Origin of the sequence: Cohaesibacter sp. CAU 1516, assembly GCF_005771485.1 — a bacterium.
Lineage (GTDB): Bacteria > Pseudomonadota > Alphaproteobacteria > Rhizobiales > Cohaesibacteraceae > Cohaesibacter > Cohaesibacter intestini.
This window is the reverse complement of record NZ_VANT01000001.1, coordinates 113,979-130,647: the sequence shown is the minus strand read 5'-3', so window position 1 is coordinate 130,647 and position 16,669 is coordinate 113,979. Positions and strand designations below refer to the sequence as shown.

Annotated in this window: 14 protein-coding genes; 7 read left to right on the top strand and 7 right to left on the bottom strand. The window is 56.4% G+C overall.

The window, feature by feature from the left end; translation table 11 throughout:
* Positions 1-879: a manganese/iron ABC transporter ATP-binding protein gene (locus FDK21_RS00575; RefSeq protein ID WP_114010857.1), complete on the bottom strand. Its 879-nt coding sequence runs from the start codon at positions 877-879 to the stop codon at positions 1-3.
* Positions 880-1,027: 148 nt separating this feature from the next.
* On the bottom strand, positions 1,028-1,927 hold the full coding sequence (locus tag FDK21_RS00570) for a metal ABC transporter substrate-binding protein (RefSeq protein ID WP_138147148.1): 900 nt from the start codon (positions 1,925-1,927) through the stop codon (positions 1,028-1,030).
* Positions 1,928-2,345: 418 nt separating this feature from the next.
* On the opposite strand from FDK21_RS00570, the gene FDK21_RS00565 reads away from it, so the two are divergent.
* The 3 genes from FDK21_RS00565 to FDK21_RS00555 are packed head-to-tail and all read left to right on the top strand — an operon-like array spanning position 2,346 to position 5,875.
* Positions 2,346-3,038: a YiiX/YebB-like N1pC/P60 family cysteine hydrolase gene (locus tag FDK21_RS00565; RefSeq protein WP_171021892.1), complete on the top strand. Its 693-nt coding sequence runs from the start codon at positions 2,346-2,348 to the stop codon at positions 3,036-3,038.
* A 14-nt stretch (positions 3,039-3,052) separates the two neighbouring features.
* Entirely contained in the window at positions 3,053-5,341 is a 2,289-nt protein-coding gene (locus tag FDK21_RS00560; RefSeq protein ID WP_138147147.1) for an MMPL family transporter, read from the top strand.
* Between the two features lie 21 nt (positions 5,342-5,362).
* Entirely contained in the window at positions 5,363-5,875 is a 513-nt protein-coding gene (locus FDK21_RS00555; protein WP_114010699.1) for a hypothetical protein, read from the top strand.
* Positions 5,876-5,898: 23 nt separating this feature from the next.
* Here the strand turns inward: FDK21_RS00555 and FDK21_RS00550 are convergent, their stop codons facing one another.
* The 5 genes from FDK21_RS00550 to FDK21_RS00530 form a co-directional block, all read right to left on the bottom strand.
* Positions 5,899-6,591 carry an RluA family pseudouridine synthase gene (locus FDK21_RS00550; RefSeq protein WP_138147146.1) on the bottom strand — a complete coding sequence of 231 codons (693 nt, stop codon included), beginning with the start codon at positions 6,589-6,591 and terminating at the stop codon, positions 5,899-5,901.
* A gap of 112 nt (positions 6,592-6,703) precedes the next feature.
* Positions 6,704-8,116: a dihydrolipoyl dehydrogenase gene (lpdA, locus tag FDK21_RS00545; protein ID WP_138147145.1), complete on the bottom strand. Its 1,413-nt coding sequence runs from the start codon at positions 8,114-8,116 to the stop codon at positions 6,704-6,706.
* 12 nt (positions 8,117-8,128) lie between these two features.
* A complete protein-coding gene (locus tag FDK21_RS00540) occupies positions 8,129-9,427 on the bottom strand; it encodes a dihydrolipoamide acetyltransferase family protein (protein ID WP_138147144.1) in 1,299 nt (432 codons plus the stop codon).
* Positions 9,427-10,443: an alpha-ketoacid dehydrogenase subunit beta gene (locus tag FDK21_RS00535; protein WP_138147143.1), complete on the bottom strand. Its 1,017-nt coding sequence runs from the start codon at positions 10,441-10,443 to the stop codon at positions 9,427-9,429. Before FDK21_RS00535 ends, FDK21_RS00540 begins: the two co-directional genes overlap by 1 nt.
* Positions 10,444-10,446: 3 nt before the next feature.
* Positions 10,447-11,673: a 3-methyl-2-oxobutanoate dehydrogenase (2-methylpropanoyl-transferring) subunit alpha gene (locus tag FDK21_RS00530; protein ID WP_114010694.1), complete on the bottom strand. Its 1,227-nt coding sequence runs from the start codon at positions 11,671-11,673 to the stop codon at positions 10,447-10,449.
* 615 nt (positions 11,674-12,288) lie between these two features.
* Between FDK21_RS00530 and FDK21_RS00525 the strand changes: the two genes are divergently transcribed.
* The 4 genes from FDK21_RS00525 (at position 12,289) to FDK21_RS00510 (ending at position 16,595) form a co-directional block, all read left to right on the top strand.
* Complete coding sequence (locus tag FDK21_RS00525; RefSeq protein WP_114010693.1) at positions 12,289-12,543, top strand: hypothetical protein; 255 nt, start codon at positions 12,289-12,291, stop codon at positions 12,541-12,543.
* Complete coding sequence (locus FDK21_RS00520; RefSeq protein WP_114010692.1) at positions 12,530-12,787, top strand: DUF4212 domain-containing protein; 258 nt, start codon at positions 12,530-12,532, stop codon at positions 12,785-12,787. Before FDK21_RS00525 ends, FDK21_RS00520 begins: the two co-directional genes overlap by 14 nt.
* Positions 12,788-12,810: 23 nt before the next feature.
* Positions 12,811-14,586 carry a sodium:solute symporter family protein gene (locus tag FDK21_RS00515; RefSeq protein WP_114010691.1) on the top strand — a complete coding sequence of 592 codons (1,776 nt, stop codon included), beginning with the start codon at positions 12,811-12,813 and terminating at the stop codon, positions 14,584-14,586.
* Between the two features lie 167 nt (positions 14,587-14,753).
* Entirely contained in the window at positions 14,754-16,595 is a 1,842-nt protein-coding gene (locus tag FDK21_RS00510; protein WP_138147142.1) for a DUF294 nucleotidyltransferase-like domain-containing protein, read from the top strand.
* The last annotated feature ends 74 nt before the right edge of the window (positions 16,596-16,669 follow it).

Here is a 16,669-nt window from a genome sequence, read left to right as displayed (position 1 = left end):
TCACCCCTTGCTGCCGGACACATGGCCAGCAGCATCGCCATCGGTCTCTTCGGCCTCGCCATAGAGCACCAGCGGCCGCTCATCATCGGTCAGCACGGTGACTTGACGCGTATCATCATCATCATGCAGCTCTTCGCCACCCAGAATGAAATGGCGCAGAACCCCGCCAAAGGCCTTTTCGAGATTGGCCTGAGTGAAAACATCGCTCGTCAGACCAGAGGCCAGCACCGTGCGATTGACCATGATGGTGCGGTCGCAAAATTCCGGCACCGACCCCAGATTGTGGGTGGAGACCAGCATCACATGGCCTTCATCGCGCAAGGTTCGCAGAAGAGTGATAATCTGCTCTTCTGTCTTCACGTCGACCCCGGTGAACGGCTCGTCAAGCAGAATGACTTTGCCTTCCTGTGCCAGCGCTCGAGCGAGAAAAACCCGCTTCTTCTGACCGCCGGACAGTTCACCGATCTGGCGCTTGCGGAAATCCTGCATACTGACCCGTTCCAGCGCCTGCTGGACCATCGCATGATCATGTTTGGACGGAATGCGCAGCCAATTCATATGGCCATAGCGCCCCATCATCACCACATCCTCGACCAGCACGGGAAAGTTCCAGTCCACGTCTTCGGCCTGCGGTACATAGGCCACAAGATTATGCTTGAGAGCCTCCGCCCCCGGCATACCTAGAATGGTCACAGAGCCTTTGGCCAGTGGCACAAAGCCCATCAGCCCCTTGAACAGGGTGGACTTGCCCGACCCATTGACCCCGACCAGCGCTGCAATCGAGCCACGCGGGACGGTGAAATTGGCGTCATGCAGGGCCGTATGGCCATTGCGATAGGTCACAGTGATATCGCAGGCTTCCAGTCCGATTTCCGACATCTCACCCTGTCGGACAGGCGCATTTTTCATGGTCATCTTCAACAATCAACCAAAACAAAGCTTGTCACATGGAGCCAGGCTCATGCGACAAGACAATGCCTTCTAGCGTTTCAATTGCCCGGCACTTGGGAGCATGCCGGGACAGGTCCTATTGCTTTGCCAGCCCATCCGCGATGGTCTGCGCGGTCACTTTCAACAGATCAAGATAGGTCGGAACCGGTCCGTCGGCTTCGGACAGGGAATCCACATAGAGAACGCCACCATACTTGATCCCGGTTTCCTCGGCCACCTGTTTGGCGGTCTTGTCAGATACCGTGCTTTCGGAAAAGATCACCGGTATGCCCTCGGCCCGGATTGTGTCGATCACCCGCTTCACCTGCTTGGGTGTACCCTGCTGATCCGCATTGATCGGCCAGAGAAACAGTTCCTTGAGCCCAAAGTCCCGTGCCAGATAACTGAAGGCGCCTTCACTGGTCACCAGCCATTTCTTATCGTCCGGAATCGCCGCCAGACTGTCCCGGATCGGATCAGAAATCGCCCGTATCTTGTCCTTGTAGATCTCAGCATTGCGATTGTAGATGTCGCCATGATCAGGATCATACTTAACCAGCGCCTTGCGGATATTCTCCACATAGATCAACGCGTCACTGAGCGACATCCAGGCATGTGGGTTCGGTTTGCCCTCATACGGCCCCGCATTGATTGACATCGGCTCGATACCCTCTGTCAGCACGACACTCGGCACATCGCGTAAATTCTGGAAAAAGCGCTCGAACCAAAGCTCCAGATTGAGACCATTCCACAAAATGAGGTCCGCCCCCTGACCGCGGATCAAGTCACGCGGGGTGGGCTGATAATTGTGGATTTCGGCACCCGGCTTGGTGATCGATTCCACCTCGGCAACATCCCCTGCAATGTTGCGCGCCATATCGGCAAAGACCGTAAAGGTCGTCACCACCTTGAATGTCTTCTCAGCAGCGAAGGCCGCCTGCATTGGCAACAGGGTGATCATCATCACCACCACGGCCAATCTCTTCAAAAGCTTCATCAAACCATCTTTCCATAAGGCAAAGAACTGCAACAGGGACGAGCCTAACAAGCCCTTCCAATAATTACAACTGCTTTTAAGAAGCATTCGCAACTAGTAACAAAAAATCGCCATTTTCAGGACGTTTCCGAGAAACTCCCGATCAACCTTTGTGCCCAAATCGTACAGATGTAGCCCTTGCTAGGCGCATAAGTTGCAGTTTTATGAAAAGAGGCGCATCCTTTTATCAAAAAGCGACCACAAAGCTGACCTAACAGAACAAGCGACCATCCAGAAGCCACCTCAGAAGTGACCCGAACCGATCATGAGCACAACAGACCAGACCTGTTATCCCGACGTGCAAAGACTCAAGCCCGTCAGGCTCCCCACGGTCAGACTGGGGTTGCTAATCCTGCTATTGGGTCTTCTTGGAGCAGATATGGGCAACAGCCTTTATCGAGCCAAACCCCTGTTCAGCAGCTTTTTCACCCTTGTTACCCGTTCCTATGCCAACAGTATCGGGCTGATCGAAACACGCAAAGGCCATCTGTCCAATCATCCCGAGCTGGTCCAAACGGTCACTGACGGCCTAAAACCCTTTGATATTTTGCTGATCGCCGCCCCCTTCAAGGCGACAGCCATGACCACACCGGGCCATTATACCCATGTGGCGATCTGGCTTGGCGACGGAACCGATTGGCACCAACGTCAATGGGACGAAAATCCGCGTTACAAAAAGCTTCTCAACGCTGTTCGGGATGGACGATCCGTCGTCCAGTCGGACCGTTTTGGTGTTCGCATGGGCAGTCTTGATGAGCTACTCAATGCTGATGAAATCATTATTTTCAGGTCGGACAATTTGCAGAAGACCGATTTTTACTTTGACCGCATCGTGGAAAATATGGGAAAAGCCTATGACTACAATTTGGACGGGCTCAACCAGCAACAATTGATCTGCACTGAACTGGTCTCCAGCATCTTCCCTGATCTTCCGGTCGATATGACCAGATGGCTGGGACGCAGTTTCATTGTTCCTGATCAGATCAAGCAGGGTCTTGAGCAGGCAAGCAACTGGCACAGCTGGTTCTATGCCGATGCCCAGACCGAGGAGAGCGCCCGCCTCGACGAGTGAGAGTATCGACCGACATGCAAAGTCTTGGTCTGAACAAGGCGGCTCCCAAAATTGCCTCCAATGCCCCGTTGATTGCCATTATCGCACTGGCTGTCACCCTGCTGACCACCTATTTGATGGTCACACAGACGCGCTTCACCGGTGACATCACCGACAATCTGGCCAATGATAGCGAGAGCTATCGCAGCTTTGTGGCACTGGAAAACCGCTTTCGCGCCTTCTCGCAGGACGAACTGCTGCTGATCAAGAGCGCGGATCTCTCCAACCCCGAGACCTATCAGGCCTTTCAGACTTTCCTGCTCGATCTGCAATTTGCCAGTCAGGTTGAAGCGGCCTTCTCCATCTTTTCCCTGCCGGATGTCACACGGGCAACGCAAACCGCTTCACAGGACAGCGACGAGCTGGCAGAGCCATCCTTTTTCCTCACCAGCCCGCAAATCCGCACCAAACCGATTGCCGAGCGGCTTGACGCCCTCCGACAACAGGTACCGCTCGCAGACAAAATGCTCAGCGAAGACCTGACCGTAACGCTCATTTCCCTGATGACCGGCTCTGCCGAAGAGGGCAAATCCGCCAAACTGACCCCGGAAAGTCTTGCCGAAATCAAGGCACTCGCCGCCCCCTATCAGCAAGCCTTCACCCTGTCCTTTGTCGGCATCCCGGAAATCCAACGCACCATCCGCGACACCCTGCATGGGGACCAGACCAAACTGACCATCGCCTCGATCCTGCTCTGCGTCGTGGTGGCTGGTGCCATTTTCCGGTCTTGGCGCGGCGCGCTGATCTGCTCGGTGCCTCCGGTCACCGGGGTGATCTGGTATTTCGGCTTTCTGGCACTTTTCTCCATTCCGGTTGATTTCCTCACCACCATCGTGCCAACCATGGTCATTGTCGTCGCCTTTGCCGATGGGGTGCATCTCTATATGTCGATCCAGCGCAAAAGGTCTGACGGCCTGCCGCGCAAGGACGCCATCGCCTATGCCATCACCACCACGGGCCCGGCCTGTTTCCTTGCCAGCCTGACCACCTCGCTCGCCTTTATCGGCATTGGCCTTGGCGGCGCAACCACCATGGAGCGCTTGTCCTTCACCGGTGCGGTCGGCATCATGCTGGCCTTCCTGTCCGTCATTCTGATCGTGCCGACCTTGTCTCATTTCCTGCTCAAGAAGGGCAACACGGACACAGTCGCGACGCCTCCCTTTCTGCAAAGTCCCGGACGCCCGGCCATCTGGCTTGCCACCTTCCATCGCAAGACCATCCTCAGCGTCGCTTGTGCCCTGTCGGTCGGCTTGATTGCCATCCACATCATCCTGCCAGCCAGTTTCCGCGTGACAGACTATCTGTCTGAAGACCTGCAAATCCGCAAGGATGAAGTGCTGATCGAAAAAAAGCTCGGAGGCTCCGGCCAGCTCTATGCAATTCTCAAAGACCCAGATGGCCAGAAAGGCCTGAATGCGTCGGACCGGGAGACCTTTGAGGCCATTCTGACCTCTCTCAACAAACGCATCACCAAGCCCATCGACCCGGAACCGATTGTGGCGATGCTGCAACGGTTCGAAGGGGCTGACCTGCCAGAGGACAATGTGCTCCTCTCCCGCTTCATCAGCAAGGATGGGCTGGCCTATCTGGTACCGATTCCCCTTGGCACCATGCTGGCGGCAGAACAGATCAGCGCCTATGCCGATGGCTTGATCAACGGGCTGGAAGCCGATGGTTTGGGAGATCATGTCACGTTGGCCGGGCTATCCCTGTTGACCGCCAAGGAAACGCCGAACCTGATTTCCGACCTTAGAACCGGTCTGATCGGCGCGATCATCATTGTCATTCTGGCCATCATGCTGCTGGTTCGCTCAATCCGCTTCGGCATTGCATTTCTGTTGCCAAACCTCATTCCCATCCTCACGGTCGAAGCCTATTTCTGGATCGTTGACAAACCGCTCAACATGACGGCCGTCATCGCCCTGACCATTGCCTTTGGCATCGCGGTCGACAATTCGATCCACCTGCTCAATCAATATCGCCTCTGCCGCCATACCAATCCGGACGACAGCCACAGTCAGGCCATGGCCCGCGCGATTGGCGCCATCACACCCGCGGTTCTGGCCACCACCATGCTTCTGGTTGCCGGTCTGGGCATGACACAATTGAGCACCCTGCCGTCGGTTGCCCTGTTCGGCCAGCTGGTCATCACCGCCTTATTTGTGGCGCTTTTGGCTGATCTCTATATTCTCCCGAGTTTCCTGCTTGCCCTCGAAAAGCGGGCCGAAAACGGCCCGACTGAAGCGGGCAAAAGCAAAGATTAGGAAGACTGAAAGGAAGATAGAATGAGCCTCAACCGCACCATCCGGTTATTGCCCCTCATGCTTCTTGGCGCGTCCGCCTTTGTCACCGCCAGCCCGGCCTCGGCCAAGACCTTTCTGGAAGAGCTCCATGGCAGCTGGCGCGGCCTTGGCACCATCCACCACAAGGGCAGCAACCCCCATGATGATCCGATCGCCTGCCGTATCAAGGCCAAGTTCCGTGCCAACAGTGACACCCTGTCGCTCAGTGGCCGATGCGGATCGGTCTCTTTGACCTCAAGCTTCAGCTCCACCCTGACCGAAGATGCAAACGGCTATGTGTCTGGCACACCGATACTGCAAACCGGCAGCATGGCCAAGATCGGTCTGGAAGGCAACGCCGAACCCAACCGGTTGCGCCTGAAAGGCACGGATGGCACCAACGAGGTTTTCATCAGCTTTTTCCTCACCGGAGACGGTAAGTTTCAAACCATCTCGGGGCGCAACAAAGGGCCCAAAGAAGTCAACGAGATCGTCATCAACTGGAAAAAGCAATAAGCCGCTTCGCCGCAAAACTTTGATTATGCAAAGGGACAGGGGCTCTCAAAATCCATCCACTCGCCTCTTGCAGGATGGATGAGCCCCAGTCGCTCCGCATGCAGCATCAGCCGATCCGCAGAAGCGAGCGCCTCGCCTTGCGCATAAAAGCGATCTCCCAAAATCACATGCCCCAGACTGAGCATATGGACCCGCAATTGATGTGAGCGTCCCGTATGGGGTATGAGGCGCACCAGACTGCTCGTCGCATCACGACTGAGCAATTGCCAATCGGTTTTGGCAGGCTTGCCTCGCTCAAAACAGACCATCTGTTTGGGTCGGTTCGGCCAATCGCAAATGAGCGGCAAATCTACATTGCCCGCCTCTTCGGCCAGATGCCCCCAGACCCGCGCAACATAGCTTTTCTGAGTTTTGCGTTTCTCGAATTGCCGGCCCAGATTGCGGTGGCTGTCGGCATTCATTGCCAAAACCATGATGCCCGATGTATCCATATCAAGCCGATGGACAATCCGCGCGTCGCCCAACTGCTGCTGGGCGCGATATTCCAGACAATCCCAATGATCCGGATCCTTGCCCGGCACGCTCAACAGCCCGGTCGGCTTGTCGACCAGCGCAATATGGTCGTCCGCATAGAGCACCGACAGGTAAGGCTCCTGTGGTGGCAGATAATTGACCAGCGGCGGGGTCAGACTGGGCGGATGGGCTGTTTCACTCATGGCTGTTCTATGCCCCAAAGCCTGCGGCAGGGCAAGCCAGAACAAAAGCCAAATAGAAACAACAATAGAAAAGGCGACCATCAGGGCCGCCTTCTTTGATCTTGCGCATAGCTCAGATATGCAGCGTATGCCCCAGCGCCCCGAAGGCCGCCTCCTGCAAGGCTTCCCCTTGGGTCGGGTGGGCATGGATGGTGCCAGCAATATCTTCCAGCCGCGCCCCCATTTCCAGCGCCAGCCCGAAGCTTGCGGCCAGCTCAGCCACACCCTTGCCAACCGCCTGAATGCCCAGCACCAGATGATTGTCCTTGCGAGCCACCACCCGGACAAAGCCACTTTCAGCAACGCTCGCCATCGCCTTGCCATTGGCAGCAAAGGGGAATTGCCCGATCACAGTTTCATACCCTGCGGCCTCAGCCTCATTCGGCGACAGACCAGCCGAGACCACTTCCGGGTCCGTGAAGCAAATGGCAGGGATCGCAGCCGGATCAAACCTTCTTGGCTTGCCCGCCAGAATGTCCGCCACCAGCTCCCCTTGGGCAATCGCCCGATGGGCCAGCATCGGCTCGCCGGTGACATCGCCAATCGCATAAATATCGGTCATCGAGGTTTGGCATTTATCATTGATCGCGATGAAACCGCCCCGCATGGTCAGATAAAGGTTATCCGCCCCCCAGCCCTCAAGCCGGGGCTTGCGCCCTACTGTCACCAAAATCTTATCCGCAGGCAGGGTAACCTCGCTGCCATCATTGAGGCCCACCACCAAACCGGAGCCATCCTCGCTCAGTTGCTTGGCCGCAGCCCCTATTGTCACGGTGACACCGAGACTATTGAGCGATTGCAGCACCAGCTTGCCGATTTCCCGGTCATAATGGGGCAGGATATGGTCGGCAAATTCCACCACATGCACCTCTGAGCCGAATTTGGCAAAGGCGGTGCCAAGCTCAAGCCCGATATAGCCGCCACCGACCACCACCAGCTTGTCCGGCACTTGTGTCAGGGCCAAAGCCTCGGTCGAGGAGATCACCTTGCCGCCAAAGGGCAGAGACGGCAAAGCACTCGCCACCGACCCGGTTGCCAGAATGACATGCTCCGCATGGATCAGCACCGGCCCATCCTTGCCGCTCACCTCGCAGGTCTTGCCATCCAGCATCCGACCCCAGCCAATGATATGCTCGACCCCGGCCTTTTTCAGCAAGCCTTCCACGCCCTTGTAGAGGCGTTCCACAATGCCATCTTTCCAGCCAATCGTCTTGGAGAAGTCGATCTCGACAGAGCCGCCTCCAAGGCTAATGCCAAAGACATTCTCCTGTTCGCACCCTTTGACCTTTTGGAACTGCGCCGCCGCATGGATCAGCGCCTTGGATGGAATGCAGCCGACATTGAGGCAAGTGCCGCCGGCTTTTTCGCCCTCGACAATCACCACCTTCAAGCCCGCCTGCCCTGCCCGAATGGCGGCTGTATAGCCCCCCGGCCCGGCCCCCAGCACCAGGACATCGCAGGATTTCGATCCTTTTTTCCGATTCATCCTCTGGCCCTCCTATTCGACAAACAGCAATGCCGGATGTTCCAGCAGGCTCTTGATTTTCTGGATGAAGACCGCCGCATCCCAGCCATCAATGATCCGATGATCAAAGCTGGAAGAGAGATTCATGATCTGTCGCGGCTGGAATTCCCCGTCGATATAGATTGGACGGATCACCACCTTGTTGACGCCGATGATCGCCACCTCCGGGCTGTTGATGACCGGGGTCGAGACGATCCCGCCCATTGCCCCAAGGCTCGAAATGGTGATGGTCGAACCGGTCAGCTCGTCCCTTGTGATCGAACCATCGCGGGCCGCATCCGCCAGACGGCGGATTTCATCGGCCATGTCCCGCACCCCGCGCGCTTCAGCATGACGGACAACGGGCACCATCAGGCCGCCATCGGTCTGGGTCGCCATGCCGATATGCACCGCCTCATATTGGCGCACCAGATTTTGCTCATCGTCATAATGGGACGAGATTTTCGGCACTTCGCGCGCCGCCACGACCATCGCCCGCATCAAAAACGGCAGAATGGTCAGCTTCGGCTGATCGCTCTTGCGGGTCTCATTCATGTGACGACGCAGCTTTTCCAAATCCGTGACGTCAATTTCCTCGACATAGGTGATGTGCGGAATGCGGCTTTTGGAATCCTGCATCCGCTCGGCAATCTTGCGACGAAGACCAATCACCCGCCATTCTTCCACGCCATTTTTGAGCGGCACGGCGGCCTCGCTCACTTGCACTGGCAAGCGCACCCCACCCGCAATATAGGCGTCGAGATCCTCATGCAAAATGCGCCCGGCCGGACCTGTCCCTTGCACAAAGGCCAGACGGACCCCCGCATCCATCGCCCGCCGCCGCACACTTGGGGAGGCCAGCGGCTTCTCGCCCACAGGACGCGGCAGACCGGTCGGAGCCAAAGCCTGAAAGGTCGGTGCCACGGCAGCAACCTCTGGCTGGACGTCCGGTGTTTCGTCCTTGCTGGCGACTTGAGAGACGTCCTGAGCGACATCTGAGGCAGCGTCTGACAGATCTTCGGCTTTGTCGTCTGCGTGTTCTTCCCCGTCACCATCCACTTCCAGCGCGATGATTTCAGCCCCAACGGCAGTGGTCTCACCCAACTCCCCATGCAGCGCCAAAATCGTCCCGGTCACCGGAGACGGGATCTCCACCGTCGCCTTGTCGGTCATGACGGCGGCAAGAATGTCATCTTCTTGCACAAAGTCGCCGACCGACACATTCCATTCCACGATTTCCGCTTCCGTGATGCCTTCGCCGACATCGGGCATCTTGATGCTATACCGGCCCATCAGATTTCCTCCATCATGGCAACAAGCGCCTTGCCGACCCGCTTCGGTCCGGGGAAATAATCCCATTCCTGCGCATGCGGATAAGGCGTATCCCAGCCGGTCACCCGCGCAATCGGCGCTTCGAGATGATAGAAACAGCGTTCCTGCACTTGGGCGGCCAACTCGGCTCCGAAACCACTGGTCAAGGTCGCCTCATGCACGATCATGCAACGACCGGTTTTCTGCACCGACGTGACAATGGTTTCGATATCGAGCGGCAGCAATGTGCGCAGGTCGATGATTTCCGCATCAATCCCTGTTTCGGCAACAGCGGCTTCGGCCACATAGACCATCGTACCATAGGCGAGAATGGTCACCGCCGCCCCTTCACGGCGGATCGCGGCCTTGCCAATCGGCACAATATAATGGCCCTGCGGCACATCCCCCCAAGGGTGCCCCGCCCAGCTTTTCGACGGGCGATCATGATGACCGTCAAACGGGCCATTATAGAGCCGCTTGGGTTCGAAAAAGACCACCGGATCATCATCCTCGATCGCCGCAATCAACAGGCCTTTGGCGTCATAGGGGTTGGACGGAATGATGGTTTTCAGCCCCGAGACATGGGTGAACAAAGCCTCCGGGCTCTGGCTGTGGGTTTGGCCACCAAAGATGCCGCCACCGCATGGGGTGCGAATGGTGATCGGCGCGGTGAAATCCCCCGCCGAGCGATAACGCAGCCGTGCGGCTTCAGAGACAATCTGATCATAGGCCGGATAGATATAATCGGCAAATTGCACCTCGACGCAGGGCCGCAGACCATAGGTCGCCATGCCGATCCCCACCCCGACAATGCCGCTTTCATTGATCGGCGCGTCAAACACCCGGTCCTTGCCATATTTTTCCTGCAAACCGGCAGTGCAGCGAAACACGCCACCGAAATAGCCGACATCCTCGCCAAAAACCACCACATCCCGGTCCTGCGCCATTTTGATGTCCATCGCATCGCGAATGGCTTCCACCATATTCATTTCAGCCATGGCTCACACTCCCAGCTTCTGGCGCTGCTCGCGCAAATGGGGCGGCATGTCTTTATAGACATCGTCGAAAATGTCCCGCGCGGTCGAACCGCCACCCATCACGCCGAAGGATTCGGCCTTTTTGGTCGCCGCTTTCACTTCCTGCGCATATTCAGCCTCGGCCTGCACATGACGGTCCTCGCTCCAGAGACCCCTTTTAATGAGATGATTCTTCAGCCGCAGGACCGGATCTCCCAACGGCCAGGCGTCCGATTCCTTGCGTGGCCGATAGCGGGCCGGATCATCCGAGGTAGAATGCGGAGCAACCCGATAGGTCACCCATTCAATCAGCGTCGGGCCAAGATTGCGCCGCGCCCGTTCAATCGCCCAGCGCGAGACATTGTAAACCGCGATCCAGTCATTGCCATCAACCCGCAGGGACGGAATACCAAAGCCATGGGCCCGCTCGGCAAAGGTCGCCGAATCCCCCCCGGCAATGCCTTGGAAGGAGGAAATCGCCCACTGATTGTTGACCACATTCAGAACCACAGGCGGCTTATAGACCGAAGCATTGACCAAAGCAGCGTGAAAATCGCTCTCTGCCGTCGAGCCATCACCAATCCAGGCGGTGGCGATTTTGGTGTCACCCTTGATGGCCGAGGCCATCGCCCAGCCCACCGCATGCACATATTGAGTGCCCAGATTGCCCGAGATGGAGAAGAAGCCATGTTTCTTCGAACTATACATCACCGGCAACTGACGCCCGCGCAATGGATCATTGGCGTTGGACAGGATCTGGCTGATCATATCGACCAGCGGATAATCCTGACACAGCAACAGCCCCTGCTGGCGATAGGTCGGGAAATTCATGTCCCCCGGCGCAAGAGCCAGTTGTTGCCCGATGGCAATTGCTTCCTCGCCGGTGCATTTCATGTAAAAGGAGGTTTTGCCCTGCCGTTGCAGGGTCATCATCCGTTCATCAAAGGCGCGGGTGCGGATCATGCTGCGCAGAGCATGCAGGATCGTCTCATCCTCGACCGGATCGGCCCATTCGCCAACCGCATCTCCATCCCGGTTCAACACCCGGATCATGGTGCGGGCCAGATCGCGAATATCCTGATGGTCAACATCCACCGGCGGCTTGCGCACGGTGCCCGCCCTTGGCACATCCAGATAGGAAAAGTCCGGCTCGTCACCGGGACGCCCCATCGGTTCAGGCACGTTGAAAGACAGAGGTCCATGTTCGGACATCTTGAAATCCTCCCTCATTGAAACATGGCCGCCCCCTTGCCTCTCCGCGCAGACACCAGAGAAGACAGGAGACCGGGATACGCACCGTCAGACCTCCACCTGAACGGCACTTGCATTGACAGCAACCCCTTGCTTTTTTCTTTTAGGGGCCTTGCATTCATGCCAATGCACTTATGTCAGCACTATTGTCCTATCTTCGCACAAATGGCCAAAACAGACATTCCTATTTCTTCTCAAAACCAAAAGAAACAAAATAAAATTCACCTAACAACGCCAATAATCTGGAACATTAATACCAATAGCATCAATTTTCTAGTTCAAGCATTCCAAATCATCTCAGCGCCAAATTTTCCCCCGACCGCCTCGAACCTCCTCACCCATCCACCGCGTGCGATCAGTGGGTTTTTACCCCTAGAAAGAACAACACTTCTAAAGACCGGGCAATTTAGACAAAGTCAAAACAAGGTATGTGAGTCTCTTTGAAGTCATTTCGCACATGCAGAAAAATACAAAAGGCAATTATACTTTCATAGTAAGACTAGAGACAACTTTTTCTCTAGACCAGCGCCGAATGGACTCAAATCCAGCAAAGAAAAGTCCTTTCGAGACTAAAGGATGATGGAATTATACGAAACATTAATTGAAACCATCTCGCCACTCATTTTACATCGTGACACGCCAGAAGGTGCCTTCACCTGTCTGGTTTCTTTCGCAAACATTGCTCAGGTGCGCGCGATGGCAAAGGATGTGGGAGCAAAAGAGGAATGGCCCCCGACAACAAAACATCCGCCTTCAAACAAACCGAGTTTCCAGGAAAATGGACCGCAAGCCCGGTTCATCACCATGGGGGGAATAAATGGCCGAGAATAATGACTCCGGTGCCTATTGGAAAGCCAACCTCAACCTGATCACGGTCTGCCTGATCATCTGGTTCGTGGTTTCGTTCGGCTTTGGTCTTCTTCTGCGTCCTGCATTGTCTGGCATCTCTGTCGGTGGAACCGATCTGGGATTCTGGTTCGCTCAGCAGGGATCTATCTATGTGTTCCTTGGACTCATCTTCTTCTATGCGGTGCGCATGAATGCCATCGACAAGAAGTTTGGCGTTGAAGAATAAGAACAGGACGTTGGAGCTAGATTATGGATCTTAAAACTCTTACCTACATCGTTGTGGGCGCGTCCTTTGCGCTTTACATCGGCATTGCCTTCTGGGCCCGCGCCAGTTCAACCGGCGAATTCTATGCAGCCGGTCGCGGCATTCACCCTGTTGCCAACGGCATGGCAACCGCCGCCGACTGGATGTCGGCAGCCTCCTTTATTTCCATGGCAGGTCTGATCGCCTTTAACGGCTATGGCGCATCGGTCTTCCTGATGGGCTGGACCGGTGGCTATGTGCTGCTCGCCATGCTGCTGGCCCCATATCTGCGCAAATTCGGCAAATTCACCGTGCCAGAATTCATCGGTGACCGCTTCTATTCATCCACCGCACGCATCGTGGCTGTTATCTGCCTGATCATCTGCTCGATCACCTATGTTATCGGCCAGATGAAGGGCGTTGGTGTTGCCTTCTCGCGCTTCCTGGAAGTGGAAGCCTCCACCGGCCTGATCATCGGCACGGCCATCGTGTTCCTGTATGCAGTGCAGGGCGGCATGAAAGGCATCACCTACACCCAGATCGCTCAATATTGCGTTCTGATCCTTGCCTACACCATTCCCGCCATCTTCATCTCGATGGAACTGACCGGCAACTTCCTGCCACAGCTCGGCCTGTTCGGCGATCACGCCGCCTCTGGCACGCCGCTGCTGACCAAGCTTGATCAGGTGGTCACCGACCTTGGTTTCAAGGAATATACGGCCTATACCAGCAACCCGCTCAACATGTTCATGTATACCATGTCCCTGATGATCGGCACCGCTGGCCTGCCACACGTCATCATCCGCTTCTTCACCGTGCCGAAAGTCTCTGACGCACGCTGGACTGCGGGCTGGTCACTGGTCTTCATTGCGATCCTCTACACCACCGCTCCCGGCGTTGGCGCCATGGCTCGCCTCAATCTGATGGACACCATCCAGACCGGCACCATTGGTGCGGAAGATGGCAACCTTCAGTATGAGAATCGTCCTGACTGGTTCAAGAACTGGGAAACCACTGGTCTGCTGAAGTTCGAAGACAAAAATGGCGACGGCCGCATCCAATATTACAACGACAAATCCGAAACCTTTGCTGCAAAGGCTGAGGAATTTGGCTGGAAGGGCAACGAGCTGAGCGTGGACCGTGACATCATGGTTCTGGCCAACCCGGAAATCGCCAAACTGCCAAACTGGGTGATTGCTCTGGTTGCTGCCGGTGGTCTTGCTGCCGCGCTGTCAACTGCAGCCGGTCTGTTGATGGCTATTTCGTCTGCCGTCTCTCACGACTTGCTCAAAGGCACCTTTACTCCGGATATTTCCGAGAAAAAGGAATTGCTCTATGCACGTATATCCATGGCGGTTGCCATCGTGATTGCTGCCTATCTTGGTCTCAATCCTCCCGGCTTTGCGGCACAGGTTGTGGCACTGGCCTTCGGTCTGGCTGCATCCTCGATCTTCCCGGCTCTGATGATGGGTATCTTCTCCAAACGCGTGAACTCCAAGGGTGCAATCCTTGGCATGGTTGCCGGTATCCTCTCCACCCTGCTCTACATCTTCATGTATAAGGGCTGGTTCTTCATCCCGGGCACCAACATGCTGGCAAACACCACTGCCAACCATTTCCTGGGCATTGCTCCGGAAGCCTTTGGTGCCATCGGCGCGATCATCAACTTCGCCGTCGCTTATGTTGTTTCTTCGGCCACCGAAGAGCCACCACAGGAAATTCAGGAACTGGTGGAAAGCATCCGCGTTCCAAAAGGTGCTGGCGCGGCAATCGACCACTAAGACCATCGTCACGAGGCTCCTTCCAGATCCTCGTGACCTTGATCAAGGACATGTTGAAAGATCCCGCCGACCCTACTATCGGCGGGATCTTTTTTACGTCCCCTGTGGAGACCATTCTGATCAGGGGCAAAATTCGACGGTTCAACGCGTTCGTGGGGAGGCTTGTCATGGCCACGCGTGACTTTGCAGACTTTGCAGCACATCGACATCCATTCGACCTTCTGGAAATGAGCCGATTGGAAGAGATCGGGACTATGACCTCGTTCATTGGCGTCAAGGCTGGCGAGACCATTGTCGATGTCGGCCAGCGCATGACCGGCCTTTATGTCATTCATTCCGGTGCGGTGGACCTGATCACCCCGGAAAACAATCTGCTGCTGCATCTCAATGTCGGCAATTGCTTTGGTGAACGGGCGCTCCTGTCCAACGGAGAGGCCCCCAACAAGGCGGTCGCATCCGAAGACACCACCCTGTTCGTCATTCCCAAGGCCGAATTCAATCGGCTGGTGCAAGGCAACAAAGCCTTTCACGGCTTTTTCGACAGCTCGATCATCAAACGGCAGGCGAAGCCGCAAGGGATGGATCAGACCACCAACCTGATCTCCATCACCGTTGGGGAACTGATGACCCCGGACCCAATCACCATCACGCCAGAGGCCACAGTCACCCAAGCGGCGAAAGCCATGGCGGAACGCCGGATTTCTTGCATATTGGTCACCGAAGAGGACAGATTGATCGGCATTCTCACCTCGGGCGACCTCACCGACCGGGTGGTGGCTGCGGGCAGGCCGCTCGACACACCGGTTCGCGCCGTGATGACCCCGGATCCCTTCACCCTTGGCCCTGACGCGCTCGGTTTTGATGCCATGACCTCGATGATGGAGCGTTCCCACACCCATTTGCCGATTGTCTCGGGCGGCACTTTGGTGGGCATCCTGACCAACACCAATCTGGTGCGCCAGCAGGCGGTCTCCGCCCCCTATCTGATCCGCGACATCCAGCATCAGGACGACTTTGAAGGCCTCAATTCCATTGTCGCCAAAGTGCCGCAAATGCTGGCTCAGTTGGTCGGCAGCGGCGTTGATGCCCACCATATCGGTCGCATCGTCACCAATGTCACCGACACCCTGACCCGCCGCCTCATTCAAATGGCCGAAAACACATTCGGCCCCGCCCCCATCCCCTATCTCTGGCTGGCCTGCGGCTCGCAGGGGCGGCAGGAACAAACCGGCATATCCGATCAGGACAATTGCCTGATGCTCGACGACAGCTATAACGCGACCGAGCACGGACCCTATTTCAAGCACCTCGCCCAATATGTCTCGGACGGCCTTGACGCCTGTGGCTTTTACTATTGCCCCGGTGACATGATGGCCACCAACCCGCGCTGGTGCCAGCCAAGCTCGGTCTGGCGCCGTTACTTTGATCAATGGATCGACAAGCCCGACCCAACGGCCCAGATGCTGGCCAGCGTTATGTTCGATTTGCGCCCGATTGTTGGCCAAGAGGATCTGTTTGCCGGCATGTTTCAGGAGACAATGGAAAAAGCCAAGAAGAACAGCATTTTCCGCGCACACATGATCTCCAATTCCCTGTCCCACACCCCACCGCTCAGCTTTTTCCGCGGCTTTGCGCTGATCAAGAAGGGCGAGCATAAGGATACGGTCGACCTCAAACACAATGGCGTCGTGCCGATTGTCGATCTTGCCCGTGCCTACGCCATTCAGGGTGCCATCACCGCCGCCAATACCCGCGAGCGGCTGATCATTGGCCGCGATCAGGGCACCATCAACAAGACCAGTGCGCAAGACCTGATCGACGCCTATGACCTGATCGCCGACATGCGCCTTGAGCATCAGGCCCGGCAAATCCGCGAGGGCCGCGCCCCGGACAATTATCTGGCCCCGGCCAGCCTCTCCGAACTGGAACGCAATCATCTCAAGGATGCCTTCCTGATCATCAAGACCCTGCAATCAGCTCTTGGACAAAGCCAGAGCGCCTTTTCTTAAGGCAAAGCAAAGGGCGGCAGGCAAAACCGCCCGCCCCGCCCCCGACGAAATGCGGTCTTACCAAGGCCCGTCAA